Here is a 24,824-nt window from a genome sequence, read left to right as displayed (position 1 = left end):
GTCCATAGGAAAAAGCCCCCGATGGAGGCTTTTCCGTGAGCATTTATTCTTTTGCTGTGACTTCTTTGACCCAGGCGATGAAGTTGTCGGTCGAATTGCCGGTGAGTTCTGCCATGGTGTGCTTCTGGTTCCAGACGGTCGTGAAGAGGACGTCCTTCACGTCTTTTCTCTGCTTCAGGCCGAGGTAAAGGTTGAGCTCGGTATTGAGAGCGGTGTCACCCTGGAAGAGGCCGGTATTGATACGCCAGTGGTTGGCAAGGACGGACGGCTTTTCTTCATCGTTCGGAACGAGGATAAATGTCATCGGATCGTACATGATCTGGCGGATGATGGAGGGGACGCCGAGGCTGTCGACATTGTCCATTTCGTCATAGTAAGATTTCCTGATGTTGTCATTGTAGTCCGCGTAAGCGCTGTAGCGGTCCTTGTTGTGTTCCATGAGCCAGGACATGCCGCCGTCGAAGTGCATGGCGCTGACCTTGCCATTGCCGAAGAGGAGGTTTTCTGCCTGGGAGAGCGTGGTGCTGTCGAAGGCGCCGATGCCTTTGGATGCTTTCTTGAGGCGGGACGTGAAGGCGCCGATGGATGTGATCTTTGCCGTATTCGTCTTGGCGTCATAGGTGATCCACGGGTCGTCGCCGTTCAGGCTGTCGATGTAGTCCTGCGGGGTCTGGTAGGTATGAGGCTCGGTCGGTGTGTCCTTCGGGAAAGGCTTGCCGCCAGGGACCATGGAGGTCGGGCGCTGCTGCGGGCCCTGTCCCGGGAAGCCGCCGTCCATATGGAAATCGCTGCCTCCCAAGGTGAGCGGGAATTTGTTGTCCGAGAGGAAATGGTTGAGCGATGTTTCAATGACACCTCTCATGTAGTCATAGTATGTGCCGCTCGCATTGATGCCGTTTCCGTCCCAGCCCTGCGAAAGGGTGAGCAGATTTCCATTTTCATCCTTGAGCTGCATGTTGTTCAGGTAAGCGGCATAATTTCTTGCCATGTCCTGAGAAATCGCGCGGGTCCATGTGCCGTAGGCTCTCTCGCCGTCGTTCGCATACTGGCCCATCATCCATTCATAGGAGAAATCGGCCTGCGTAAGGTTCGTGATCGGGCACCATGCCTGCGCGCCGTCGATAACATCGCTCAAAGGCTTTCCCTTTGCATCGGTCATGAGTGCGCCGATGGAGGAAAGGTACGGTCCGAAGAAATCACTGTCGCCGGTCGCGCCCATGAGTGCACTCTGCGCGCCGCCGCCGCTGTGGCCGAAGGTGAAGATGCGGTTCTTGCTGCCCGGGATGAGACTGTCATTGTAGCGGAGGTAGCGGACAGCGGCCTTCAGGTCCGTGACGCCCCAGGGAGCGCCGCCGACGAATTCCGTACCGTCCGGGTTCGTGCCGTTTTCTCTTCCGCGGCATCCTGCAAAGACATAGACGAAGCCTTCGGAGAGGTACGTATTGAGACCGTTAGAATAGTAAGCGGACGGCGCTTTCTGCGCGGCGTATCCGCCCGTATTGACCGGCATGACGATCGGTGCAGTCTTAGCTGTGTAGTTTCCTACCTTTGCCTTGTCATTGATAACGGCCGTGTACGTGCCGTCCTGATTTTTCGTGCCCTTCATATAAGCGCCCGGGACGTAGACAGCGAGCTGCTCATATTCCGTCGCAGCCGGCTTTGTGCAGTAGACGAGGCCGATCTGGTAGTAAATATCATTCTTCTCATCGTAATTCCACTTGGCGGGGTTCACTTTGATCGATTCAGCCGTGAGCGGAGCCTTGGCCGTTTCTTTGGAGTCTGCCTTGTCTGTCTTTGAAGCCGTCTGTACAAAGGCAGCTGTGGTCTTGAAGACCTGTGCTGCTGAAGGCGTCTCATCAGCAGCAGATGCGAAGGATACGCGAGCGAGGCCCATCAGCACAGCGGCTGAAAGGGCGAGCCATTTCTTGGATACCATATTATTCCTCCTTAACAAAAGAGCCGCGGATCGTCTTCCAATCCGCGGCATTTCATTCTCTCTGAATCATTTCTGATTGTTTTTATTATAGGAGTTTGAAGGTGAAAAATCAAACGACGGACTTAGAATTTGCTCCAGTCGTGGTTGTAGATATCCCAGTGCTTCTGTTTCTTCAGGTAAGCGATGCTTTCATCGATATCCGCAAGGAGCTGGTCCTTGTCTCTCGGCAATGTTGCTGCGAGGCGGATGTAGTTGGAAACGTGGTTGCTTCTGAAAATCATGTGTTCCGTTTCCGGAAGGTCAAGGTGCTCGATGATGACCTTCAGCTCTTCCATGAGTCCTGCCGGGGTGAGCGGTGTGAACTCGCCGCGTTCGAACTGGTCCTTCAGTTCGCTTCCGCGGTAGAGCATGAGGGAGAGTGCGGAAAGATGGGTCGGTTTGATTTCATTGATGGCTTTTGCGGTGGCCAGGGCATGTCTTTCACTGCCCGGAACGCCTGCGATGCCAAGGATGATCATGATGGAAAGCTGCATGCCGGCTGCGCGTACGCGCTTGCCGACTTCGATGGACTGCGGGCCGTCGACGCCTTTGCGGATATCGCGCAGGGTCTGGGAATCGCCGGATTCCATGCCGTAGTAGAGGATCTGCAGGCCTGCTTCACGAAGCTGGGTCAGTTCTTCCACGGACTTTCTGAGGATATCTCCAGGAGCGGCGTAAGATGCGACTCTTTCCAGGTTCGGGAAATATTTCTTGAGCGTATTCAGGATTTTCAGAAGACGTTCGGTTTCGAGAACAAGCGCATCGCCGTCAGCGAGGAATACGCGGCGGACACCATCGCGGTCGACGGAGTAAGCCATGGCGATCTGGCGCATGATTTCTTCATCGGTAAGTTTTTCAAACTGGACGCCGCGGTACATGTTGCAGTAAGTGCAGTGGTTGTGCGCGCATCCACGAGTCACGCGGAGGATGAAGCTTTCTGCTTCACTCGGCGGACGGTAAACTGGGGTTTCGTAGTCGTCAAAAAATAATCCTGGCATACGACCATTTCCTTTCAAAGTGGGACATTTTAATGATACTGTTTTACAAAATAGTTACATACAGTTTTAACAATCACTATTATACATAGTTCTCTTGAAAAATACAACAACAAATTTAAATGTTTAAATATTAATAATTCAAAGGAATGGTATAATGAGTACGGAAGATAGATCACTATAAAATGAAGAAAAAAAATGCCGGAAATGGCAGGAAAAGAGGTAATCATGATCACGGAAACAGCGCGCGCGAAAATCAATCTGACGCTTTGGGTCGGGAGGAAGAGGCCGGACGGCTACCACTCGATCGATTCCGTCATGCACAGCATATCGCTCTCAGATGAAATTACACTGGAGAAATCGAATGAGATCCTCCTGACAGTCCTCGAAGGCGATGCGCCGGCAGGACAGGAAAACCTCATGGTCCGCGCCGCTGAAGCATTCTTCGCCGTGACAGAACTGGAAGGAGGCGTCTTCCTGACGCTGAAGAAACGAATCCCTTCAGGTGCCGGCATGGGAGGGGGCTCTGCCGATGCAGCCGCCGTCCTGCGCGGACTTTCCAAAGCTTACGAGCATCCGCTCAGCAAAGAAGATCTCCTTAAAGTCGCAGCCAGGATCGGCGCCGACGTTCCCTTCTGCGTAGAAGGAGGGGCATCGCGCTGCCAGGGCATCGGGGAAATCCTGACACCGGCCAGAGCCTGGGAAGGCCTGCCGCTCGTCATCGCCATGCCGCCGCTCTTCATGCCGACCGGTCCTGCGTACCAGAAGCTCGATGAAAGAAAAGAACTCAGCATCGACAAGACAGAAGACTGCCTCAAAGCGCTCGAAGAAAGAGACTGGGAAGGCCTCGCCGATTCCCTCTCCAACGACTTCGAACTCGGACTCTTCCCGAACTCCCCGGGACTCCTCTCAGCCGCCCGCTATGTCCAGAGCTTCGACTGCCCCGCCGTCATGACCGGCTCAGGCTCCGCTTTCTACCTCATCCCCGGAAGCCACGAAGAAGGACAGTGGATCGTCGAACAGATCCACGAAGAAAAACCAGACTGGTTCGCCCAGACAGCAGAAACCGTCGGAAGACATGAATTGTAAAAATAGAAATCTCCCTTTGGGTCCAGGAAATTTGGATTCCAAAGGGAGATTTTTTAATGCTCTCAATTTTCAGATGTCTGAGGATTTGGTAAAGAGGGCATGGCTGTGATGAATTCATCTGCGTGGGGCAGTTTGTCCTTGGCGAAGAGATGCTTTTCCGTTCCTGCTTCGACAGCTTTCTGGTAATACTCGCATTTGTAATTGATGACGTCGAGGATTTTCTTCCATTCCTCGATCTGCTTTTCCATTTCTTCCTTGCGGCGGAGGAAAAGGTCGAGGCGTTTCTGAAGCGTGCTGTCGCCTTCGTGGACCCATTCGGAGAACTGGCGGATTTCCTCGATGGAAAGCCCTGCACTCTTGAGGCACTGGACAATCTGGAGAGCGGCGAGGTCGACGTCAGAGAAGCGGCGGTATCCGGACTCGGTCCTTTCGAGGAAGGGGAGAAGGCCTTCCTTGTCATAATAACGGAGCGTCGTCGCCGGGATGCGCGTCATTTTGGAAACTTGCTGGATGGTATATGACATATTTCCTCCCATTTTTTTGAAAATGCTATCAACCTTAGAGTTAAGTCTAATGTTACACTCTATTCGTAAAAGAAGCAAGGTATGGAATTCAACCACAGGAGGAACCAAGATGAATAAGAAAATGATGAAACGCGCTCTCACGCTCGCTGCATTCGGACTTCTCATGGCAGGCGGCATGATGAATGCTTCTGCTATGGACCGCGCGCCCGTCGCAGCTTCCAAAGCGCCGGCTGAAACGATCGACGCTTCGAAGCTTTCGAACGCATGGGACAAGACATTTCCTGAAGATGCAAGGGTAAGCCATAAGAAAGTGACCTTCCACAACAGATACGGCATCACTCTTGTCGGCGACCTTTATACGCCAAAAGACATGAAACCGGGTGAAAAACTGGATGCCATTGCCGTGGCCGGCCCGTATGGCGCCGTGAAGGAACAGGTCTCCGGACGCTATGCACAGGAACTGGCGGCCCGCGGTTTCCTGACACTCGCCTTCGATCCGTCTTACACAGGGGAATCTGGCGGACAGCCGAGAAACACCACATCCCCGGACATTGATACCGAAGATTTTCTGGCAGCTGTCGATTACCTGTCCAACAGGCCTGATGTTGATCCGCAGAAAATCGGCGTCCTCGGCATCTGCGGCTGGGGCGGCTTTGCCATCAATGCGGCATCCATGGACCCGAGAATCAAAGCGACCGTGACATCCACCATGTACGACATGAGCCGCGTCATCGCCAACGGCTACTTCGACTATGACAAGACACCGGAACAGATCAAGGCAGAAAGAAAAGCCCTTCGTGAAATGGTCAGCGCGCAGAGAACGCTCGACTACAAGAACGGCACCTACAAGATGGCAGGCGGCGTCCCGGAAACCGTCACCCCGGACATGCCTGAATTCGTCAGAAACTACCACGACTTCTACCAGCCGATTTCTGTTTAAGTGCAAATGAATAGTAATTCATGCCGTATTGTCAACCAATTTTATTATGTTATTCTTCGTAATGAGAGGGTCGTAGGTTCAAATCCTATTAGTGGCTCCAAAGTCTAAGAACTTCACTACTTTGTAGTGGAGTTCTTTTTTTGTCTGTACGGCTGGTGCAACAAGCCCTAGTCCTCTCCGTTCAGGCCCAGCTTATTGCGCCAGTAGTTCGAATACACGGCGCCCATGGGATTATGGGCCAGGACGCGGTCCTTAGCGATCAGGTTGGTCACCGGTCCCTTACAGGACGCATTGAAAATGGCATCATGGCCGACGCAGAGCCCGGCAGAGACGAAGAGCTCACAGCCCTGTTCATTCAGAAAATGGGCTTGGTTTTTCGGGTTGCACATGCTTTCGATGGGGTTTTCCGGCGTGACCCGGGACAGGCCCAGCTCGTCCTTGGCAATACCGCAGTTTTTGCAGCAAATAGAATAGACGTCGAAAAATTTCGAGAAATAGCTGGCAATGAGCTCCATTTCGTGGCTAATGCCGACGCAAAAGGCCAAACCGATTTTTTTGTAGCCCATGCGCTGGGCAAAGGCCGCCGTTTCCTGAATGCGCGTATACTGCATATAATACGTCGCTTCGACATAGGCAGCGGCTTCCATCATTTTCCGTTCCTCTGGCGAATACTGGCTCAGGACGGCTTCCTTGTCGACAGGCGTACAGCTCACACCTTTCGTCGCACATATATGGCCACAGTTGCAATTCGCACAATCTCCTAGCATAATGAGGCACCTCCTCCGGAAGGTTTTAGCATAGTATATAGCGTTATGTTTATTCCATCCTACCACAAATACAGTGCCCGTGCATCCTTATTCTTCTCATTTAGAAAAAAGAAGCCTGGTCCGCGTCATCACACGCAGTCCAGACTTCGCTAGTACATCGATTACCACGCCGGCGGCAGCAGTCCTGCCAGGCTGCACAAGGCATAGATGCCGGCACCGCTAAAGAGGGCCACGACCAGGAGCTGCACAGGCAGGCTGGCAATACGGCCACACTGCCAGCAGGGCTGCCGGTTGCCCTGGCGCCGGGCCTGGCGCAGCATGAACACAGGCAGGACGGACATGATAATACCGCCAAAGGTACCGGCACTAAACAAGGCGTTGACAAAGCCTACGAGATTGCCTGACGCCAGAAAAACAGGCGGTATAACGATGACGGCCAGGCACAGGGCACGGCCCTTTACAGCCCCTTCCGAGGCCAGGTGCAGGCGGTTTACCATATTGGTCAAAAAGCTTTCCGAAATAGCCCAAAAGGACGTCAGCATCGCGCAAAAGGCAAAGGCATTGACCAGGAAAAAGAAAATATCCGGCTGCAGGGCCCGTCCCCACGAGAGAGACGCTACTTCCGTAATCTCTGCTACAGGCAGCATGAGGAAAACAGACAAGGGCACGCTGGCCAGGATGAGAAAGGAAATGCCCATGCCGGTCAGGATGGACGGCACCAATTTTTGTGGCGCATGGGTAAAGCCGCGAGCCAGCTCCGGCACAATATATTGAACGGCATAACAGAAAACGGCAATATTAAAAACCGGGACGGCATGGGCCCAGTGGGTATAAAAAATATCTGCCAGAGGCACGCGGGCTGATACGACAGAGGCCCCGGCCAGGAGCAGCAGCATGATGATCATGCCCAGACTGAGAAATTTTTCGGCTACACCGGTCACCTTCAGGCCGCCCCAGACGACAACGGTCGCAGCGGCAGCAAAGAGAATGCCGGCCAGCTCCGGCGTAAGGCCCGTACACTCGCTGAGGATCCGGCCACAGCCGGCCGTATAGGCAATGAGACTGCAAAAGGACGTAGCGCCAACGGAGAAAAAAATCAGCCAGGAACCGATTCTCCCCACGTACTTTTCAGCCAGGCCGGAAAGCTGCAACGGCTCTTGTGTCCGCAAGGCTGTTTCCGCGACATACAGCATGGAAATACCGGAAAAAATCCCGGCTACGACGAGCCAGACGAATGGGACAGGCCAGCCGGCTAAACGGCTCGCGTAGGCCAGTCCTAAGACACCGGAGCCAATGGTCGAACCGACGACCAGCATGGCTGCCTCCATAAAGGTAAGACGATGCACCTTCAAGGCACTTTGGGTGGCGGCAGTGCCCGCCGCTCTTGTATCCAACTCACGTACATATTCCATCGGCGTATTTCCTCCCGTGGGAACTATTGGTTGGATGTCAGCATGTCGCGTCCATTATACACAGACAGACTGACCCTGACAAGAGGGTTATTAGTGATAATTTTCACGTGTATATAATCTAATCATATAAGGGCGCCGAAAAAAAATTTTCCTCATTAAGGTGCCCATTGTGCCTTTTTCCCTGCAGGCAGCTTCCCTCCCCTTTGACAGAATATTTCTGCAAGCTGTATAAGAAACGGAAAATTTCAATCACTTGTTGCTAAAACAGAATAAGTGTGATATGATACGGCCGAGGCAAAAGATAGCATCACGTTACGTGAGTTATACTTTTCGGTTTTATATTTTGAATGGATGGATTGTCAGCTGCTTGGATCTTTTTAGACCGAGACAGAAAGGATACTCATCAAAGACCGCGCTCTTTTTGCGCCCTTTTACGCCAAAAAAGGAGCAAGAGTTGCGCGTATTGACGTCTGCATGTCCCATGCACCTTTCAGTCTGCGCTGAAGGGTGCTTTTTTTAGGCTTATAGGACATTTCGTGTTGTTTTTATAGTCGATGAGCCCCGCGTTTATCGGGCTCCATCGGCATTTTAAGACTTTCAGTAATTCTTAAAGGGTGGACAAAACGTGTTGGTAAAAAGCCTCAAACCCCTGATAAATACAGGCTAAAATGGGATTTTATCTTTTCAGTGTGAATAATCTTCTGGAAAGATTATCGTTATGAAAAATAGATGCCCTTATTGTGTCTTTATCTGCTGCTGATGCGGAAAAGTGCGCATTTGAACACAAACCTGGAAGTGCTGAGAATATGGGCCTTTTACGCTTCCAGCTAATTGTAATGAGATGGATTACAGTGCAACTCGGGCGTATTCCAGTATGCCCTGTATTCTGCCCTTAATACAAGCATAATATAAATTTTTACCAACACGTTTTGTCCTATAACCCTTTTTTTATACTCTTTTGCCCCAAAACCATCAAAAGGAGTGTATGAACCTTGAAGATTTTTCGCACAGTCAAAGAAATGCAGGAATTTGCCCTGCGCCTGAAGCAGGAAGGCCGCCGGATCGGCCTGGACCCACGATGGGAGCCTTACATGAAGGCCATCTGACGCTGATGCGGGCGGCAAAAGAAGCGACGGATTTCGTCATCGCATCGGTCTTCGTCAACCCAACCCAGTTCGGCCCCAATGAAGATTTTGACGCCTATCCACGCCGTTTTGAAGAAGACTGCCGGAAGCTCGAAAGCGTCGGCGTCGATGCCGTCTTTCATCCGCAAGCGGCAGACATGTATCCCCAGGGCTTTTGTACGTACGTCAACGTCGACGGCGATATCACACACAAGCTCTGTGGTGCCCAGCGGCCTATCCACTTCCGCGGTGTCGCCACAGTCGTAACGAAGCTCTTTAACATTACCCAGGCAGACGAAGCCTTTTTCGGACAAAAGGATGCCCAGCAGGTCGTCGTTGTCTGCCGCTTTGTCCAGGATATGAACTTGCCGGTTCATATCAACATGGTCCCCATCGTGCGGGAAGAAAGCGGCCTGGCCCGCAGCTCGCGCAACGTCTATCTGTCGCCGGAGGAAAAGACGGCAGCTCTCGTCTTGTCGCGCAGCCTGCGCCTGGCAAAGGACGCCTATGAAAAGGGCGAACGCAACGCAGCCGTCCTGAAGGCGCTGGTCACGAAAGAAATCGCAGGGGAACCGCTAGCCGCTATCGACTACGTAGATCTCTTTTCTTTCCCGGCCCTTGAAGCAATCGAAACGGTCGATGAAAAGAGCCTCCTTGCCCTGGCCGTACGCATTGGCAAGACGCGCCTTATCGACAACATCATCTTAGGCTGACAAAAAAAGCACGGCCGCGCCGGGATAACCCGGCACGACCGTGCCCTGACACTACGTGAGAGGAGGTATGGGTGTTAACCTAAGAGGTGTTTTACCAGTTCCGGTACAGCGGCGTAATCGCTTTCTTCCGGATTCCACTGGGACCGGATATTGTCGTCAATGACGTCAAAGCCAGCTTCTTTCAATTTAGCCTGGAGAATTTTGACGGATTCACCGCTCCAGCCATAGCAGCCGAAGGCAGCGGCTCTCTTATTCTTAAACTTCAGCTGTTTCAGGAATTCCAGCCAGCCGGCAACACTGGAAAGGATGCTGCAGCCGACGGTCGGCGAACCGACGGCAATGGCCTTGGATTTAAATACTTCCGTCATGACTTCATTCTTATCGGACTTGGCGATATTGAAGACCTTGACGACTGTATCCGGGCTCTGGGCATGGATTTCCGAAGCGATCTTGTGGGCAATGGATTCTGTGCCGTTCCACATGGTATCGTAGGCAATGGTAACCTGGTTTTCCTGGTAGGCATCAGCCCACTGGGCGTATTTTCGACGATCTGCAAGGGATCGGTGCGCCAAATAGCACCGTGGGACGGAGCGATCATTCCGATGGGCAGGTTGAGTTTGCCGATTTCTTCGAGTTTCTTTGTCAAAATGGGGGCAAAGGGGTTGAGGATGTTGGCGAAGTATTTCATGGCTTCGCGGTTCAGGAGACACTGGTCGGCTTTGTCGTTGAACAGTTCTTCTACGGCATAGTGCTGGCCGAAGGCATCCATAGAGAAGAGGATGTTGTCGCCGGTCATGTACGTTGCCATGGAATCAGGCCAATGGAGCATACGCATTTCTACGAAAATAAGCTTTTTGCCATTGCCGATGTCGAGGCTGTCGCCGGTTTTGACGACGTGGAAATTCCAGCCCCGTTTGCCGTACTGGCCTTCAATGCTGCGGACAGCGTTGGCCGTGCAATAAATAGGCGTATCAGGAATTTCTTCCATGAGCGTCGTCAAGGCGCCGGAATGGTCGCATTCGCCGTGGTTGGCAATGATGTAGTCGATCTTGTGCAGATCGATTTCCTTTTTCAGGTTTTCGATAAAGTCGAAACGATGGGGAACCCAGATCGTATCGACGAGGACCGTCTTTTCTTCTTCAATCAGATAGGCGTTCTGGCTGGAGCCGTTGTAAATCGAATAATCATCGCCGTGGAAGCTTTCCAGTTCCCAATCGACATAGCCAATCCAGCTGACATTACCTTTTACATGTTTTCTCATAACACTTGCCTCTTTGAAATTCCAATAGTTATACTTATTGTTTAGTATACACTATCTCACGCATTTTATCTAGAATACGTTGTTACTGCACTTTTATGTCGGGATTCTTTTCGCCGAATTTTTCCTTCAGGACAGCGCCGATTTCTGCCCGGCTCTTCCCCTGTTTTTCCAGGTTTCTTACGGTCTTATAAGCCTGGAACAGGGTGGACGGACCGATTTCAGAACTGAAGAAGCCGATCCTCTGGTTCCACGCCAAGAGTTCAAAGACGTCGTCCAGGGCAGCTGACGGCAAGCCGTGGATATAGGCTTTGACCAATTCTTGCGTAGCCTGACGCATGCGGCCGGCACCGACGGCATTGGTCGGGGACAAGAGGAGACGGAATTCATAGGGCAAAAAGCGTTTCGAATCATTCCAGGTGAGATCCCAGAAGGAGACGGACAGCTTGCCCAGTTCATCATCGATGAGGGGCATGTTGGTCAGTGCGGCCGGGCGCATGGGAATGTCACCGGGATCACTGCTAGCCGTCGTCTTATAGAAGTACGCATGAAATTCAGCATCACCGGTCTGTTCCGTATGATATTCAAAGCCTAATTCCTGCATAACTTCGTACAAGGGAATGGGGTCAAAGTTTTGGACCACTTCCAGGCCGGCGCCAACGGGCAGCTTGGCTGCCTGCTGTTTCAGTCCGGGAAAGAAGTTTCCCTGAATGCCCCGTACGTCTACTTTTTTAAAATCCTTAATTTTATCCTGCCAATCGATAAAGCTCATATATATCGCTCCCTTCACCGTTTCCGGTTGGTATTTTATCTAGCTTGTTAGGACTGCTTCATCCTTATGGCTGTAGTATACGATAGGGAGAAAAATGAATCTGTTGTTATTACAACGATATTGAGAATTTCTTACAAAAAGACCTGCATAGCGCGTTATGCAGGTCTTTTCCTATATGCTAAGCTCAATAGAATTGTTCGAGTGTTTCCTTTTTACCCAAGATGAGAATCGTGTGATCTTCCGTAAAGACCGTCTGCGGCGTGATTTCAGCCGTAAGCTCTTCGCCTTTCTTGAGGGCCAGGATATTGATATGGTAGTTTTTGCGGATATTCAGATCACCAACGGTCTTGCCGATCCAGGCCTGGGGAATAGCCACTTCACAAACGGCGTAATCCTTGCTGATGATGAAGTATTCAAAGAGGGAATCCGAGCCGTAGCGCAGGGCTGTCAGAAAGGCCGTCTGCTTTTCCGGGTAGACCGTGACGTCAGCACCGCAGCGGCGCAAGAGTTTTTCATGAATCCCCCGGGAGGCACGGGATACGACGAGCTTAGCGCCCAAGTCCTTGAGGAGTGCCGCCGTTTCCATAGAGCTCTGGAAATCATCACCGATGGTCACCAGGCAAATATCAAAATTAGGAATCCCCAGAGATTCGAGGAAGCTTTTGTCCGTACTGTCCGCAACGAGGCCGTTCGTCGCATAGGGCAGCATTTTCTGTACCCGTTCTTCTGACGTGTCGACGACGAGGATTTCATGACCCATGTCATGGAGAATCATGCAAATATGGCTGCCAAAACGGCCTAAGCCGATGATTAAAATAGATTTCACGTGGTTGTCCTTCTTTCTTAACCGATAACGACGTCTTCCTTGACGTAATGGCTGCGCGTGCCGTCAAACTTGGAGTGAACGGCAAAGACAAAGGTCAAGGCACCGACACGGCCAAAGAACATAAGGAAGATCAGAATATACTTAGAGAGCGTGCTCAGCTGATCTGTAATGCCGATAGAAAGGCCTACTGTCGCAATAGCCGAAACCGTTTCAAAACACGAATCGAGGATGGAAAAATCATCCAAGGCGGAAATGAAGATGGTGCTGAAGATGATCAAGAGGAGATACATCATGAAGAGCACCGTTGCCTTGTGCAGTGTATCCTCGGAAATACGCCGGCCAAAGCAGGAAATATCGGAGCTGCGCCGCATCATGGCCCACACCGATGCCAAGAGGGCAAAGGCCGTCGTCGTCTTAATGCCGCCGGCCGTCGAGCCCGGCGCCCCGCCGACGAGCATGAGCAGGATCAGGATAGCCCGGTTGGATTCGGAAAGGGTCATGAGATCGACGCTGTTAAAGCCGGCTGTACGCGTCGTCACGGCCTGGAACATGGCCGGGAAGAGGTACATCGTATCGTGGTTCTGGCCAAATTCCGTAGCGTAAAAGATGAGCGTCGGCACGATGATGAGCACAGCCGTCATGATCAGGATGATCTTGGACTGCAGGCGGTACGCCCGGATGTGGAAGCCGTGGGTACGCACATCGGCCCAGGTCATAAAGCCCAGGCCGCCGATGATGATGAGCAGCATGATGACCGTGTTGACGACAGGGTTGAATTCATACGTCGTAAGGGAGCCGCCGCCAGCCGGTCCCATAATATCAAAGCCGGCATTACAAAAGGCCGAAATGGCGTGGAACATAGCATACCACCAGCCGGTGACCCAGCCGTATTGCGGCGCAAAGACCGTATACAAAAGCAGTGTGCCTACGAGCTCAATGATGGCGACATACTTCAGGATGAAGAGCACCAGCTGGACGATGCCCTTGAGCTGTGGCGCCGCCAGTGCTTCCTGCATGGTATTGCGCTGCATGAGGCCGATCTTACGGCCTGAAAAGACGGTCAGGGAAATGGCCGCCGTGACGACGCCCAGGCCGCCGACCTGAATGGCAAAAAGAATGACCGCCTGGCCGAAGAAGGTCCAGTAGGTCCCCGTATCCTGTACGGAAAGGCCCGTTACGCAGACGGCGGAAACGATCGTAAAGAGGGCATCCGTAAAGGTCGCACCGGCGCCATCGACAGTGGCTGCAGGCAGCATAAGCAGGGCCGTCCCGGCCAGGATAAAGAGCGCAAAGCTGTACACGATGATCTGCGCCGGCGACAGGGACCGCCCGTATTTCAGTACATCCATATATTTCCTCCTGCCCCAAAGAAAGGGATATTGAAACTTTCCGGCACCGTCGTGCGGCGCCATATATCATCCGCATATAATAGGCTAAACGGCCCATATTGTCAAGCAGTTTCCCAGGAAGTTATAGTTTGTTTAACACTGCCGATCCCGGCGTGCCGACACTTTACGGCAGGGCCAAAAAGGTCTATGCTGTACGTATGCTATATATGATTTTGTTTTCATAAGGAGATGAATCGTATGACTAACGAAAAACTGATGCACAGGGCCGCCGAGGTGCGCTCGTACGTCGTCAAGATGCTGGCTGCTGCAGGCGCCGGCCATCCCGGTGGTTCTCTGTCTATCGTCGAAATACTGCAGGTATTATACGGCGAATTCATGCATGTCGATCCCCAAAAGCCCCATTGGCCTGACCGGGACCGGCTCATCCTGTCCAAGGGCCATGCCGCACCGGCCCTCTACGCCACGCTTATGCTGCAGGGCTTTTTCCCGGAAGCAGAGCTTTGGCAATTGCGCCAGTGCGGTGCTATGCTCCAGGGCGTACCGGATATGAACCGCACGCCGGGCATCGACATGTCTACAGGCTCTCTGGGCCAAGGCCTGTCGGCCGGTAACGGCATGGCCCTCGGCGCCCGTCTCGACCATGCCGCTTGGCATACGTATGTCCTCTGCGGCGACGGAGAAATTGAAGAAGGCATTATCTGGGAAGCGGCTATGACCAGTGCCCACTTCAAGCTCGATAACCTGACACTCATCATCGACCATAATAAGCTGCAGCTAGGCGGCACGACGGAAGACGTCATGAACATCATGCCTATCGACGCTAAATTCCGCGATTTCCATTGGCACACGATTACCATTAACGGCTACGACTTTACGCAAATCAAAAGCGCCTTGCAGGAAGCCCTGGCCCACAAAGGCCAGCCGACGGTCATCATTGCCGAAACGGTCAAGGGCAAGGGCGTCGATTTTATGGAAAATAACAAGGAATGGCACAATAAAGCCTTAGATGCCAAGGATGCCGCAACGGCACTGAAGGAACTGGGAGGTGAAGGCTGATGGCACAATCAACACGGGGGAAATCCTCCGTGACGGTTCAGACGTAGCCCTCATCGGCACAGGCCGCATGACGGCAGAAGCCTTGGCAGCAGCAGACACGCTGGCCCAAGAAGGGATTCAGGCCATGGTCATCAACATGCCTACGCTGAAGCCCATCGATGCAGACCTCATCGACAAAGCAGCCCGCTAAACAGGCTGCTTTGTCACGGCAGAAGAAGCCTCCGTCATCGGCGGCCTGGGCTCGGCCGTAGCTGAAACGCTGGTGCGCCGCTATCCTGTCCGCCAGGAATTCGTCGGCATTCAGGACACCTTCGGCGAATCGGGCTCATCGGCCGACCTCTTAAAGAAATACGGCCTCACAGCAGCGGATATCGTCGCTGCCGCCCACAAGGCCAGGGAAACGTAATTGCCTGTAACAGACAAAGAGAGGCTACAGCCCGAGATCCTTCGGCTCCACCACAGGTGCGACACTGAGCTCCCTCCCGGACTTCGCCGGCATGCCGATCAATATCTACGCCGATGAAATCGAGACACCCGTCCTCCTCATCCATGGAGAAAAAGCCCATTCCCGCTACTTCAGCGAAGACGTCTACAAGAAGATGAAAGGAAATAACAAAGAACTCCTCATCATCCCGGGCGCCGTCCACACCGACCTCTACGATCATATGGACGTCATCCCATTCGCCAAGATTGCAGAATTCTTCAAGACAAACTTGAAATAAGGAAATAGTAAGGAAACCCGCCGCAGGAATTGGACTGCGGCGGGTTTTGCGTGGGAGAAATATGATAAAACCATACAGCTATGAAAAACCATACGACCTCGCTGATGCGAGGGAAAGAAGATAAAACCATACAACCTCGCGGGGCTCGATGGAACCTTTTTATAAAAACCAATGAATACTGCACCCCTTTTGTCAGCAACAGTAAAAAGATAGGCTGACCATTCTCCCCCGACGGGGAGATTAAAGTCCTCCGCTTCGTTGCTGACGGATAGTATCGAATGAGTATTTTACGATTGTCATTTACGGTTCGTATTTAAATGATAGTGATAATATCGTTAAGTGCCGGTACGGAAGGTTTTGACCTGCCCGTCGGGGAAGGACGCCGCGAATGCGGCAGAAAGGGGTGTAGTTCCACGAGCGCTAGCGAGGTTGTCCGGTGTTTATTCGAAACCACACGACCTCGCTTCGCTCGTGGGAAACGTAAAATATGATAAAACCGTACAACCGGCCCATGTCCTGGGAAATGCAACTCATCCGCCCCGTACACTAACTTATGAGACATTTGTGGTGCTACCGCTGATGTCCTTTCCTATTTACTGCACCCCTTTCGTCGCCTAACGGCGCCACTTCCCTCCGTCGGGGGCAGCTTCACGAGGAATAAAAGAAAGAGCTCGACTCTTATTTATTTGAAACCTTTCGTAATCTTATCCCGACCTTCTCTTCCAGAGCAAGGTCAAAGGCAATCAGCTCCCCCTACGGGGTGAGCTCTGACACCCTTAAACCGAACTACGTTCGATAGAAAACCATGAGGCCTCGTGCCGCTCTCTGAAAAATCACAATCAAAAACCCCGGGCCTTTCGGCTTTCCGGGGTTTCTTTTTATTTCTTATTTAATATAGGCGGTGGCTTTGAGGAGGAACATGTTGTCCATCTTCTTGCCGCCCATGTCCTGGGCGTTGAAGCCGTAGTTGGCTTCGATGATGAGGCCTTTCATTGGAACGTAGGCTGCTTTGGCGAGGAAGAATTTCGCGCCGCCGTAGTTTCTGTTCGGGTTGTCGGTGCCATCGAGAACTGCGTCCATCTTGTCGGCGAAGTAAGCCGGGACGTTGCTTCTGCCTCTCCAGTCTTTGTAGACATGGCCCATGTACTGGTCGGCGATGTCATTGGTAGATCCGCCGAAGTAGGTGCCTGCCTGGCTGTAGATGTAGTCAAGGCCGATGGAGTAGGACTTGGCTTTCAGTACATCAGCTGTGCCGTAAGCGACGCCGTAGTTGAAGGAGTACGGGCGCTCGTTGTTCAGCGGAAGCTTTCTCATGTTCTTGACGTATTCAGCGTGGACGTTCCACATCGGGGTGACGTAGTACTGTCCTGCAAGGCCGTAAGCAGCGACGATGTGGCTGACTGGTCCGACGGCTCTCATGCCGTAGACATGGAATTCATACTGCTGCGGTTTCTTGTAGATGTAGGATGCGTAAGCAATCGGTATATCTTCATCTTCGCCCCATGCCATCTGGACCTTATCGCCCATCGGGTAAAGAGTGAGAGCGATATTGCCGTCAGCGGTAGCTACGAGGTCATTGGCCATGGATGCCAGATCAGAGCCGCTGGCTGCAATCATGCCTTTTATCGTTGCAGCTGCGGTTGCTCTTGTCTGAGCGTCGTTGCTGTAAAGTTGAGAAGTTATGGCTGCAACCTTTTGTTGAGCTTGTGAAATGACTGCTGCGGTCTGCTGACTGTTAGGGCCAGCAGCAACGGCCTGATTGTAGGCGGTTAGAGTTGCCATTTTGTTAGCGAGATCGGTAACTTCATCATTCGTTATTCCAAATCCATGCATCATTGGCGCCGTGTAGTCGACGTTGATGTTTGTTGAGCGGCCGTATGCGAGCGTGAAGTGGCCGCCTTCTCTGTAATCGCCAAGGGTAAGGAATGCACCCTTGAATTCGCCATCATAGGTGTAGCCAGTGACGCCCATCTTGACGGGGAATTGGCCGATACCGATGAGGTTCTTGGACGGTCCGAATGGAAGCCCTGTCGTATCCTGCTTCGGTCCGAACTGGTAGGTCGTCCATAAGCGGTTCAGATGGACTTCACCTTCGCCGTAGCCATTATTCTGATAGCGGGAGCCATCAGAGTTATAGCTGTACTTGTTGACACTGTACACATCATTTCCAGAGAAACCGAGGAAGGTTTCGAGCTGTCCGTAAACGGTGCTTCTGTCATTGACGGTGGTGATCGTATTCAGGCGGACGCGGGTGCTGAGCTCATTGTCCTTTTCCGTGTGACCTTTGAAGATATTGCCATAGCGGTCGACATCCTGAATACGGAGTTCAGTGATGAGTTCTGTGTGACCGGTCTTCTTTTCAAGTTCAGTGACGCGGACGCCAAGATTGGCGAGGTCGTCTCTATAAGATTGAGCGAGCTTGTCGACGGTAGCCTGCTGATCAGCAGTCAGGCTGTCCTTTCTTGCGACAAGGTGCGCAATGATCTGTGCAACTTCATAACGGGAAATATTCTTTTCCCCGCGGAACGTGCCGTCCGGATATCCTTCGACGACGTTTTCAGCGGACAGCTTGGAAACTGCCTGGTAAGCCCAGGAGTTCGTATCGACGTCCGTGAACGGATTGGCTGCCTGTACATGGAACGCGGCGCACGTAAATACGACGGCGGCCGCGGCTTTCAGTAGACGGTGCTTCATAAAATTCCCCTCTTTTCCAGGGATATCCCTCCCAGTGGAAACTCCCTTATCAATCCTTCCCAGGATTATTTTTATACAAAACACTCACTTTGAGTGATAAAATACTTTAGAAACTAAAACATTATACATTTTATTTTAGAGGGGTGTCAATAGCAGTTAACAGCAGGTGCTAAAACTTTGACTCATAGTCAGAGCACGAAAAAACCGCAGAAAATCGAAGTTTTCTGCGGAAAAAATATACGCTAAGCATGAGATTTTATTATTATAAATAATAGTTTATAGAGACTTATAGATAAAGATGTTATCTGTTTTTGAGTAATTCTGTTTGAATTAAGCTAGCACTTTTTAAAACACAGAAAGCGATGACGCAGCCGGCGCCGCAGGAAATGGAGAAGAGGGACACATAGAAGAGCGCACCCTTCGAAGAACCCATGAGAAGAGCGGCAATCGGATAGGAAACCAGGCCGCCGATAATCGAAGTCCCGACGAATTCACCAAGCACAGCGCACCAGAGCTTCTGCGTCTTGCTGTAAAGATAACCAGAAAGGAAAGCACCGATCATGGAACCCGGGAAAGCCAGGAGGCTGCCCGTGCCAAGAATATTCCGGATCAAAGCCGTCCCGAACGCAGCCGACGTACTGAACCTTGTCCCGCAAAGAACCGCGAGGAAAATATTAATCATATGCTGCAAAGGAAAAGCCCTCGTCACACCCAGAGGGAAAGAAAAAAGCGGAGAAAGCAGCACCCCCGCCGCCACCAAAAGCGCCGAGAAAATCCACTTCCGAAGAGAATCCTGTCTATCCATAACTCCTCCTTGAAGAAAAAATCCTGAAATCTTGATTCATTAATAAAGTAATATATTTTACCTATTATAGAATCATGCAGGAACAATTTGCAAATGAAGAACAATCAAAACAAAAAATGGGGTATTAACTGAAAATGAGGAGTGACGGTTAGGGACGATTACCAGGGCCGTAGGCCGGTCTTGACCTTGCCCTGGGAAGGGAAGGTGTAAACGGATAGAGCATTTCTCCAGCCATCAGGCTGGTTGTCCGGCTTACTCTCTCTTTGCTATCGGGTCTTACCATGTTCCCCCACAAAAAGGGGATGTGACAAAATCCGTTAAAACTCTGCTTTTTCCTTTTCTCGAACGAAGTTCGGTTTAAGGGTGTTAACCTTGCTCCGAAAGTAGAAGGTGTCGCCGGAGGCGACGGATACAGTAGTTCTCGAGCGCAGCGAGGTTTTGAAATTTTCAGATAGACCCAATAAATACATTTGTTAGATAATCCTTTACTGGAATATTCCAATAGAAAAAGGGACTGTGACGAAATGATTACACATTTTGTCACAGCCCTCTCCTTTTTCTATTTCCTTATGCAGTCTTTTCTTTAGACGGCGACATGTGGGCGATGATGAGGCCTACGATGTAGCCGGCGGCGCAGAAGGTAACCCATGCGAGGCCGTAGTGTGCGAACGGAAGGTTCGACATGACGTTGTCGAGGGTGGTGATCTGGAGGCCTGCGGTGTGGATGCCGTCGTAGAGGGACGGGATCAGAGTGAAGAGGGTAGCGCAGGCATAGACAGCTCTGTGGCCGTGGAAAAGTTTATCCGTGAAGGTGAGGATCATGAGGGAGATCGTCAGCGGATAGAGGAACATCAGGACCGGAATAGCGGCATGGATGATGGTGGTCAGGCCGAAGAGTGCAACGCAGAAGGAAGTGAATGCGAAGACGGTCACCCAGATTTTGTAAGAGAGGACCGGAATCAGGCGGCCGAAGTATTCAGCGCATGCGGTGATGAGGCCGACGCTTGTGGTTAGGCAGGCGAGGAGGACGATGACGCCCATGATGAGACTGCCGTAAGAACCGAAGTAGTGAAGTGCAACGCCTACGAGGACTTCAGCGCCGTTTTCCAGATGTCCCAGTTCAGAGACAGAGGAGGCGCCGATGAAGCAGAGGAATACGTAAATAATGCCGAGGCAGAGGCCTGCGATGAGACCGGAACGCAGGGTCATGAATGCGATTTCTTCATTTGTCGTGGCGCCGTACTGGCGGACGGAATTGACGACGATGATGCCGAATACGAAAGCGGCGAGGGCATCCATAGTGCCGTAGCCGTCAAGGAATCCCTGGGAAAGAGCTTTCATCGGATCGATGTAGTCCTTCGAAGCAGCCTGCCAGGGTCCGATCGGAGCGATCGTTGCAAAGATGAAGAGCAGGGCAAGGAATGCCAGAAGAACCGGAGTGATGACTTTGCCGATACGGTCGACCAGTTTCGACGGGGTGACGGAGAGCCACCAAGAAACGGCGAAGAAGACGAAAGCGAAGCCATAGAGAGCCATCTGACGGCTTTCTTCCGAGAAGAGCGGAGCGAAGGCGATTTCAAAAGATGTCGTAGCCGTACGGGGGATAGCGAAGGCCGGCCCGATGGTCAGGTACAGGGCGACGGTGAAGAAAATGGCGTACGGTGTGCAGATACGGGAAGCCAGCTTCTGCAGGTCGTCCCCGGAGTAACCGATGGCTGCAATGCCAAGGATCGGAAGACCCACGCCTGTGAGCAGAAAGCCGATCGTAGCGGGAATCGTTTCCACACCTGAATTCTGCCCCATGAATACCGGGAAGATCAGGTTGCCGGCGCCGAAGAACAGCGCGAACAGCATCAGCCCGATGGCGATGAAGGAATTCTTAGATTTCTCCATAATAACATCTCCTTTTCCGAAGGACTCGCCTTCTACTTCCGGTAGGTACAAAAAAGCCCCGCCGGAAAAACTCCGACAGGGCACATATGCTGTGAGGTACCACCTTGTCCAATTACTCAATTCGCCGCTAACGGGGCTCCCGCCTTTCCCTGCCTCCAATTGGAGTACGAAAAAGGAACTCACGGGTGACGCGGCTGATTCAACTTCAGCGATTTGCACCATCCATCGCCTCTCTGAGAAGATCCCTAGCCTGATTCCGATCATCGTCTCTAATGATTTAGAGATATTCTAGCATGAGGAAATGAGAATGTCAAAGGGAATATTGCATATATTTTAGAAAAATTTTAGAAACTTGAAAGAGTATACACTTAATTGGATTCTGCTGTGGCAGGCGCCTTGTCAGCGGCCTTGTGCCAGATGAATCCGAGGACGAAGCCTGTGATGAAGAAGAGTGTCCATGCCATGTCGTATTCAGCAAGCGGCAGGGAATGCATGAACTGATCCATGGCAGGGGTCGTGAGCTTCAGCATCTTGAGTCCGTCATAGAGAGCCGGAACGAAGGTGAAAGCCGTTGCTAGTGCATAGACCTTCTGGCTTCCGTCGAAACGCTTGTCGAGCAATGCCAGGATGATCAGGGAAACAGCCAGCGGGTACAGGAAAAGCAGTACCGGGATAGCGCCCTTGATGATGGCAGAAAGACCGAAGAGAGCGATCAGGAAAGAGAAGCCTGCAAAGAGAGCAGCCCAGGTCTGACGATGCAGCATCGGGAAGAGCTGATGGAAATAAGCAGCGCAGGAAGCAATCAGGCCGATGGAAGTCGTGAGGCATGCCAGGATGACGATGAGTCCCAGGAGGACAGCACCGGAAGTGCCGAAGTAGTAAGCAGAAGCGCCGGAAAGAACCGGAGCGCCTGTTTCCATATGGCCCAGAACACTGACAGCATCAGCGCCCAGAACGACCAGGGATGCATAGATGATGAACATGAAGAATGTGGAAATGAGGCCGGACTTCATAGCAGAACGAGCCACTTCCTCATTCGTCTTTACGCCGAAGAAACGAATCGATTCCACGACAATGACGCCGAAGACAAGACCAGCCAGGCAGTCCATCGTGTTGTAGCCTTCAACCAGTGCATTCGTGAAAGCCTTCAACGGAGCCGAATAAGCAGCGGAAGGTTCCATCCATGGTCCCATCGGGAAGAGGATAGAAGAACCGATCAGAATGAAGAGGAAAAGAAGCAGCATCGGCGTGATGACCTTGCCGATACGCGGAACAAGCTTGGAAGGAGTGACAGCCAGCCACCAGGACAGAAGGAAGAAAATGAAAACGAAGACATACAGCCCGATTGTTTTCTGTGCATCCGTCAGGAATGGAGCCGCCGCAATTTCAAAAGAAACCGTAGCCGTACGGGGAATCGCGAAGAACGGTCCGATCGTCAGGTACAGAAGAGAGCTGAACAGCACACCGTACACCGGATGGACACGCGAAGCCAGCTCCTTAAGACCTGCGCCCGAATAACAAATCGCAAGCACAGCCGCAAAAGGAAGGCCGACACCCGTAATCAGGAAGCCGATCGTAGCCCAGGGCGTATTCCAGCCAGCATTTTGGCCCAAGAATACCGGGAAAATCAGATTCCCTGCGCCGAAAAACAGCGCGAAAAGCATGAGCCCGATCGAGATAAACTCTCGGGAAGATTCCTGTGATGATTTTTTCATAAGCGATACCCCATCTTTACTGCAGAGTGAAACGTATTTTATGCTATTTTATCATAGATTAAAGAAATGTAAATCGAAAAAGAGTATAAGACACTAAATTATATGATTAAAATAAATAAAGAAATGTTATGAAAAGGCAATCAATCCATAAAAAATCCTTATTTTAGAAGGGCGGAGAGAGAGGAACGGGGCCGGCATTTATACTTGCCTTCCCAGACGGGGAAGGTGCCCGAAGGGCGAAAGGGGTGCAGTTTCTAAAAAGGGCTGCGCGAAAACAGAAGTTAATAAGTAAAGGGATGAGTTGTATTTCCGCGGACGAAGTCCGGTAGTATGGTTTTAATTTCCCTCCCGTTTCATTCTCTCTATCCCATTTCCTTCCTCCATGCTGACGAGAAACACTCCACATGTTAAAATAAAGGGTAAATGCATGATTGAAAGATACAGGAGACAAAGGATGATGGAAGGAACTTTAATGGAACGTTTGAGACGGATGGCGGACAGGGTGATCTCGGAAAGACCCTCTGACCGCGTCCTGAATTTTACACTGGACGGGGAGAAGTATTGGATCAAAAGAAAGCTGGGGAACGGAAGAAACCAGCTCGTGAAGTACTCCGTCGAAAAGGAATTTTATTATGAAATCGCCCGCATGACGATTGCCGGGAGAAATAATCCTGACCTCGTTCCGGAGATCGAAGTCCTCACGCCGGATTACATGGTGACAAAGGACGGCGGTCCTACCGTGAAAAACTGGCTCGACTCGGACAAGTCCGAAGCAGAGAAGGAACTCATCCTGGAAGAGGCGGGTGCAGCGCTCGCTGCCCTCCACAAGAACGGCATCGTCCATGGCCGTCCGGCTCTCCGCGACATCACATGGAACGACGGAGTCATCCATTTCCTTGACTGGGAAAACCGCATGTACTCCCAGGACCCGGCTACGCAGAAAGCGCTCGATTTCATCCTTCTTCTTCAGGGAATCTACCGCGAAAACTATCCTGAAGCCCGCGAAAGAGCAGACGCCCTTGAACGGGGCTACGTCAAAAACGGCGGCGAAGAGACGAGAGAGGAAGCGCGCCGTTTCCTGATGAAGCATTCTATCGTCGGATCCCTGACACGCCAGCTTGCGCCCTTCAAGATGAAGGACATCGAATCCGTCAGAAAAATTTATGACCATCTTCTGACCTGACAGGCCTCCTGCTATTGCCCGCAGGGCCCGCGCCTTATATACTTAAAGATAGAAACAGATAGAAATCGATAACAATAACCGTCCCTTCCGGCACTTTTCCGGGAGGACAGGGGAGTGAACATAATGAACTTCTGGGAGCAGGAGCAGGAAAAACTCAAGCTTTGGTGGGAAGGTGTCTCGAAACGCGAAATCGGGACGTACTTTTTTGGTGCCATTTTTCTCCTGTTCCTCGTTTTCATTTACTATTTTGCCCTCGGAATCACCGGCCTTTTCGAATGGTACCGCTTCCAGAGGAGCATGGGGGAATGCTTCATTCTCCTTTTCCTGACACAATTTATGACAAGGAAGAGCCTTCTCCATCCGTTCTGGCGGATCGGCTACATTCCTTTCTTCTCATGGATAGTCATATTTCCTTACGTACTCCTGCACGCGGTGAACGGACTGAAGGACGCCTCCTTCAACCACCTGAGCCCGTACTTCCTGACAGCGATCGCGATCCTGCTCCTGATCTTCTTCATCATGAACGTCATCTGCCGCGTCGTCATGGGACGGAAACTGGCGGTCCTCATCTGCCTCATAGCCGTGTGTTTCTTTTCCTTCAGCGCCTTCATCTTCCTCACGCATTACGCATACATGGGAATCATGATGACGCCAAGGGAAATGTTCTTCGCGCTGTACAGCCCGGGCAAGTGGTTCTCCCACGTCGTCCTGACGCACATCGGGGGAATGAGCCTCATCCTGATGAACCTCGGGATCCTGGCCTTCGTCATCCTCTATGCCCGCTGGATTTACCAGAGCGCGTACAATCTGGACAAAAAATGGATCAGGAAGGACACAGCGTCCTATTCCGCCATTCACAGGACACTCCAGTTCCTCGTATTCTTCGGCTGCGCATGGCTCCTCATCCGCTGGGTGAGCGAATGCTTCCCGCTCCACGACTACGAACAGGCAAGGCAGTACCAGGAGTATTTCGATATCATCAGGAATACGCCGCTCTAAGGCAGCGCATCCC

General features: G+C 51.8%; 21 protein-coding genes, 1 tRNA gene and 1 pseudogene. 9 read left to right on the top strand and 14 right to left on the bottom strand.

What is annotated here, in order from left to right; all coding sequences use genetic code 11:
- Positions 1–43 precede the first annotated feature (43 nt).
- Both Dia5BBH33_RS08845 and Dia5BBH33_RS08840 read right to left on the bottom strand, forming a co-directional pair.
- Complete coding sequence (locus tag Dia5BBH33_RS08845; RefSeq protein ID WP_143332820.1) at positions 44–1,936, bottom strand: subtype A tannase; 1,893 nt, start codon at positions 1,934–1,936, stop codon at positions 44–46.
- A 122-nt stretch (positions 1,937–2,058) separates the two neighbouring features.
- Positions 2,059–2,973, bottom strand: a complete 915-nt coding sequence (locus tag Dia5BBH33_RS08840; protein ID WP_022381498.1) for a radical SAM protein — start codon at positions 2,971–2,973, stop codon at positions 2,059–2,061.
- Positions 2,974–3,198: 225 nt separating this feature from the next.
- Between Dia5BBH33_RS08840 and ispE the strand changes: the two genes are divergently transcribed.
- Positions 3,199–4,059 (top strand): 4-(cytidine 5'-diphospho)-2-C-methyl-D-erythritol kinase, encoded by an 861-nt coding sequence (gene ispE / locus Dia5BBH33_RS08835; RefSeq protein WP_022381499.1) that lies wholly within the window; start codon positions 3,199–3,201, stop codon positions 4,057–4,059.
- Between the two features lie 62 nt (positions 4,060–4,121).
- Here ispE and Dia5BBH33_RS08830 read toward each other — a convergent pair whose 3' ends face one another.
- On the bottom strand, positions 4,122–4,583 hold the full coding sequence (locus Dia5BBH33_RS08830) for a MerR family transcriptional regulator (protein ID WP_143332819.1): 462 nt from the start codon (positions 4,581–4,583) through the stop codon (positions 4,122–4,124).
- A gap of 109 nt (positions 4,584–4,692) precedes the next feature.
- Here Dia5BBH33_RS08830 and Dia5BBH33_RS08825 point away from each other — a divergent pair, with 109 nt between their 5' ends.
- Complete coding sequence (locus Dia5BBH33_RS08825) at positions 4,693–5,523, top strand: alpha/beta hydrolase (protein ID WP_022381501.1); 831 nt, start codon at positions 4,693–4,695, stop codon at positions 5,521–5,523.
- A 22-nt stretch (positions 5,524–5,545) separates the two neighbouring features.
- Positions 5,546–5,623: transfer RNA gene (locus tag Dia5BBH33_RS11065), tRNA-Tyr, on the top strand.
- Between the two features lie 67 nt (positions 5,624–5,690).
- On the opposite strand, the gene Dia5BBH33_RS08820 is transcribed toward Dia5BBH33_RS11065, so the two are convergent.
- A complete protein-coding gene (locus tag Dia5BBH33_RS08820; protein WP_231939270.1) occupies positions 5,691–6,173 on the bottom strand; it encodes a DUF1847 domain-containing protein in 483 nt (160 codons plus the stop codon).
- 278 nt (positions 6,174–6,451) lie between these two features.
- Positions 6,452–7,702 (bottom strand): aromatic amino acid transport family protein, encoded by a 1,251-nt coding sequence (locus Dia5BBH33_RS08815; RefSeq protein ID WP_022382731.1) that lies wholly within the window; start codon positions 7,700–7,702, stop codon positions 6,452–6,454.
- A gap of 985 nt (positions 7,703–8,687) precedes the next feature.
- Here Dia5BBH33_RS08815 and panC point away from each other — a divergent pair.
- On the top strand, positions 8,688–9,539 hold the full coding sequence (panC, locus tag Dia5BBH33_RS08810) for a pantoate--beta-alanine ligase (protein ID WP_232518041.1): 852 nt from the start codon (positions 8,688–8,690) through the stop codon (positions 9,537–9,539).
- Between the two features lie 74 nt (positions 9,540–9,613).
- Here panC and Dia5BBH33_RS11320 read toward each other — a convergent pair whose 3' ends face one another.
- The 5 genes from Dia5BBH33_RS11320 to Dia5BBH33_RS08790 all read right to left on the bottom strand — a co-directional run bounded on the left by Dia5BBH33_RS11320 (position 9,614) and on the right by Dia5BBH33_RS08790 (position 13,744).
- On the bottom strand, positions 9,614–10,021 hold the full coding sequence (locus tag Dia5BBH33_RS11320; RefSeq protein WP_231939271.1) for a flavodoxin domain-containing protein: 408 nt from the start codon (positions 10,019–10,021) through the stop codon (positions 9,614–9,616).
- Complete coding sequence (locus tag Dia5BBH33_RS08805) at positions 9,904–10,800, bottom strand: oxygen-binding di-iron domain-containing protein (protein WP_232518040.1); 897 nt, start codon at positions 10,798–10,800, stop codon at positions 9,904–9,906. The genes Dia5BBH33_RS11320 and Dia5BBH33_RS08805 overlap by 118 nt, the downstream gene beginning before the upstream one ends.
- A gap of 82 nt (positions 10,801–10,882) precedes the next feature.
- Positions 10,883–11,569 carry a DUF2249 domain-containing protein gene (locus Dia5BBH33_RS08800; protein WP_108850518.1) on the bottom strand — a complete coding sequence of 229 codons (687 nt, stop codon included), beginning with the start codon at positions 11,567–11,569 and terminating at the stop codon, positions 10,883–10,885.
- A gap of 184 nt (positions 11,570–11,753) precedes the next feature.
- Positions 11,754–12,395, bottom strand: coding sequence for a potassium channel family protein (locus Dia5BBH33_RS08795; RefSeq protein ID WP_022383110.1), 642 nt, complete (start codon positions 12,393–12,395; stop codon positions 11,754–11,756).
- Between the two features lie 17 nt (positions 12,396–12,412).
- Positions 12,413–13,744, bottom strand: a complete 1,332-nt coding sequence (locus tag Dia5BBH33_RS08790; RefSeq protein WP_108850519.1) for a TrkH family potassium uptake protein — start codon at positions 13,742–13,744, stop codon at positions 12,413–12,415.
- 237 nt (positions 13,745–13,981) lie between these two features.
- Here Dia5BBH33_RS08790 and Dia5BBH33_RS08785 point away from each other — a divergent pair, with 237 nt between their 5' ends.
- The 3 genes and pseudogenes from Dia5BBH33_RS08785 (at position 13,982) to Dia5BBH33_RS08775 (ending at position 15,522) form a co-directional block, all read left to right on the top strand.
- The gene (locus tag Dia5BBH33_RS08785) at positions 13,982–14,800 is read left to right on the top strand and encodes a transketolase (RefSeq protein WP_108850520.1); all 819 of its coding nucleotides are present in this window, start codon (positions 13,982–13,984) and stop codon (positions 14,798–14,800) included.
- Positions 14,801–14,867: 67 nt separating this feature from the next.
- Positions 14,868–15,206: pseudogene (locus Dia5BBH33_RS08780) on the top strand (transketolase C-terminal domain-containing protein).
- 91 nt (positions 15,207–15,297) lie between these two features.
- Positions 15,298–15,522 (top strand): alpha/beta hydrolase, encoded by a 225-nt coding sequence (locus Dia5BBH33_RS08775; protein WP_022383107.1) that lies wholly within the window; start codon positions 15,298–15,300, stop codon positions 15,520–15,522.
- A gap of 885 nt (positions 15,523–16,407) precedes the next feature.
- Here the strand turns inward: Dia5BBH33_RS08775 and Dia5BBH33_RS08770 are convergent.
- The 4 genes from Dia5BBH33_RS08770 to brnQ (Dia5BBH33_RS08755) all read right to left on the bottom strand — a co-directional run bounded on the left by Dia5BBH33_RS08770 (position 16,408) and on the right by brnQ (Dia5BBH33_RS08755) (position 22,629).
- Positions 16,408–18,216 (bottom strand): S-layer homology domain-containing protein, encoded by a 1,809-nt coding sequence (locus Dia5BBH33_RS08770; RefSeq protein WP_143332818.1) that lies wholly within the window; start codon positions 18,214–18,216, stop codon positions 16,408–16,410.
- Positions 18,217–18,517: 301 nt separating this feature from the next.
- A complete protein-coding gene (thiW, locus tag Dia5BBH33_RS08765; RefSeq protein WP_143332817.1) occupies positions 18,518–19,021 on the bottom strand; it encodes an energy coupling factor transporter S component ThiW in 504 nt (167 codons plus the stop codon).
- A gap of 567 nt (positions 19,022–19,588) precedes the next feature.
- A complete protein-coding gene (brnQ, locus tag Dia5BBH33_RS08760; RefSeq protein ID WP_143332816.1) occupies positions 19,589–20,914 on the bottom strand; it encodes a branched-chain amino acid transport system II carrier protein in 1,326 nt (441 codons plus the stop codon).
- Between the two features lie 368 nt (positions 20,915–21,282).
- Positions 21,283–22,629, bottom strand: a complete 1,347-nt coding sequence (brnQ, locus tag Dia5BBH33_RS08755; RefSeq protein ID WP_143332815.1) for a branched-chain amino acid transport system II carrier protein — start codon at positions 22,627–22,629, stop codon at positions 21,283–21,285.
- 454 nt (positions 22,630–23,083) lie between these two features.
- On the opposite strand from brnQ (Dia5BBH33_RS08755), the gene Dia5BBH33_RS08750 reads away from it, so the two are divergent.
- Both Dia5BBH33_RS08750 and Dia5BBH33_RS08745 read left to right on the top strand, forming a co-directional pair.
- A complete protein-coding gene (locus Dia5BBH33_RS08750) occupies positions 23,084–23,812 on the top strand; it encodes a BUD32 family EKC/KEOPS complex subunit (protein WP_143332814.1) in 729 nt (242 codons plus the stop codon).
- Between the two features lie 114 nt (positions 23,813–23,926).
- Complete coding sequence (locus Dia5BBH33_RS08745; protein ID WP_143332813.1) at positions 23,927–24,811, top strand: hypothetical protein; 885 nt, start codon at positions 23,927–23,929, stop codon at positions 24,809–24,811.
- The last annotated feature ends 13 nt before the right edge of the window (positions 24,812–24,824 follow it).

The sequence above is a fragment of the Dialister hominis genome (assembly GCF_007164725.1).
Classification (GTDB): Bacteria; Bacillota; Negativicutes; order Veillonellales; family Dialisteraceae; genus Dialister; species Dialister hominis.
Note: the sequence above shows the minus strand (reverse complement) of the source record. Positions and strands in the feature narration are given on the sequence as shown.

Coding starts and splice junctions, on each gene's coding strand:
- brnQ (WP_143332815.1), bottom strand. CDS start 22,629: ATGAAAAAATCATCACAGGAATCTTCCCGAGAGTTTATCTCGATCGGG.
- Dia5BBH33_RS08830 (WP_143332819.1), bottom strand. CDS start 4,583: ATGTCATATACCATCCAGCAAGTTTCCAAAATGACGCGCATCCCGGCG.
- thiW (WP_143332817.1), bottom strand. CDS start 19,021: ATGGATAGACAGGATTCTCTTCGGAAGTGGATTTTCTCGGCGCTTTTG.
- Dia5BBH33_RS11320 (WP_231939271.1), bottom strand. CDS start 10,021: ATGTGGAACGGCACAGAATCCATTGCCCACAAGATCGCTTCGGAAATC.
- Dia5BBH33_RS08845 (WP_143332820.1), bottom strand. CDS start 1,936: ATGGTATCCAAGAAATGGCTCGCCCTTTCAGCCGCTGTGCTGATGGGC.
- Dia5BBH33_RS08770 (WP_143332818.1), bottom strand. CDS start 18,216: ATGAAGCACCGTCTACTGAAAGCCGCGGCCGCCGTCGTATTTACGTGC.
- Dia5BBH33_RS08805 (WP_232518040.1), bottom strand. CDS start 10,800: ATGAGAAAACATGTAAAAGGTAATGTCAGCTGGATTGGCTATGTCGAT.
- Dia5BBH33_RS08785 (WP_108850520.1), top strand. CDS start 13,982: ATGACTAACGAAAAACTGATGCACAGGGCCGCCGAGGTGCGCTCGTAC.
- Dia5BBH33_RS08790 (WP_108850519.1), bottom strand. CDS start 13,744: ATGGATGTACTGAAATACGGGCGGTCCCTGTCGCCGGCGCAGATCATC.
- brnQ (WP_143332816.1), bottom strand. CDS start 20,914: ATGGAGAAATCTAAGAATTCCTTCATCGCCATCGGGCTGATGCTGTTC.
- Dia5BBH33_RS08825 (WP_022381501.1), top strand. CDS start 4,693: ATGAATAAGAAAATGATGAAACGCGCTCTCACGCTCGCTGCATTCGGA.
- panC (WP_232518041.1), top strand. CDS start 8,688: ATGAACCTTGAAGATTTTTCGCACAGTCAAAGAAATGCAGGAATTTGC.
- Dia5BBH33_RS08815 (WP_022382731.1), bottom strand. CDS start 7,702: ATGGAATATGTACGTGAGTTGGATACAAGAGCGGCGGGCACTGCCGCC.
- ispE (WP_022381499.1), top strand. CDS start 3,199: ATGATCACGGAAACAGCGCGCGCGAAAATCAATCTGACGCTTTGGGTC.
- Dia5BBH33_RS08820 (WP_231939270.1), bottom strand. CDS start 6,173: ATGATGGAAGCCGCTGCCTATGTCGAAGCGACGTATTATATGCAGTAT.
- Dia5BBH33_RS08800 (WP_108850518.1), bottom strand. CDS start 11,569: ATGAGCTTTATCGATTGGCAGGATAAAATTAAGGATTTTAAAAAAGTA.
- Dia5BBH33_RS08750 (WP_143332814.1), top strand. CDS start 23,084: ATGATGGAAGGAACTTTAATGGAACGTTTGAGACGGATGGCGGACAGG.
- Dia5BBH33_RS08840 (WP_022381498.1), bottom strand. CDS start 2,973: ATGCCAGGATTATTTTTTGACGACTACGAAACCCCAGTTTACCGTCCG.
- Dia5BBH33_RS08775 (WP_022383107.1), top strand. CDS start 15,298: ATGCCGATCAATATCTACGCCGATGAAATCGAGACACCCGTCCTCCTC.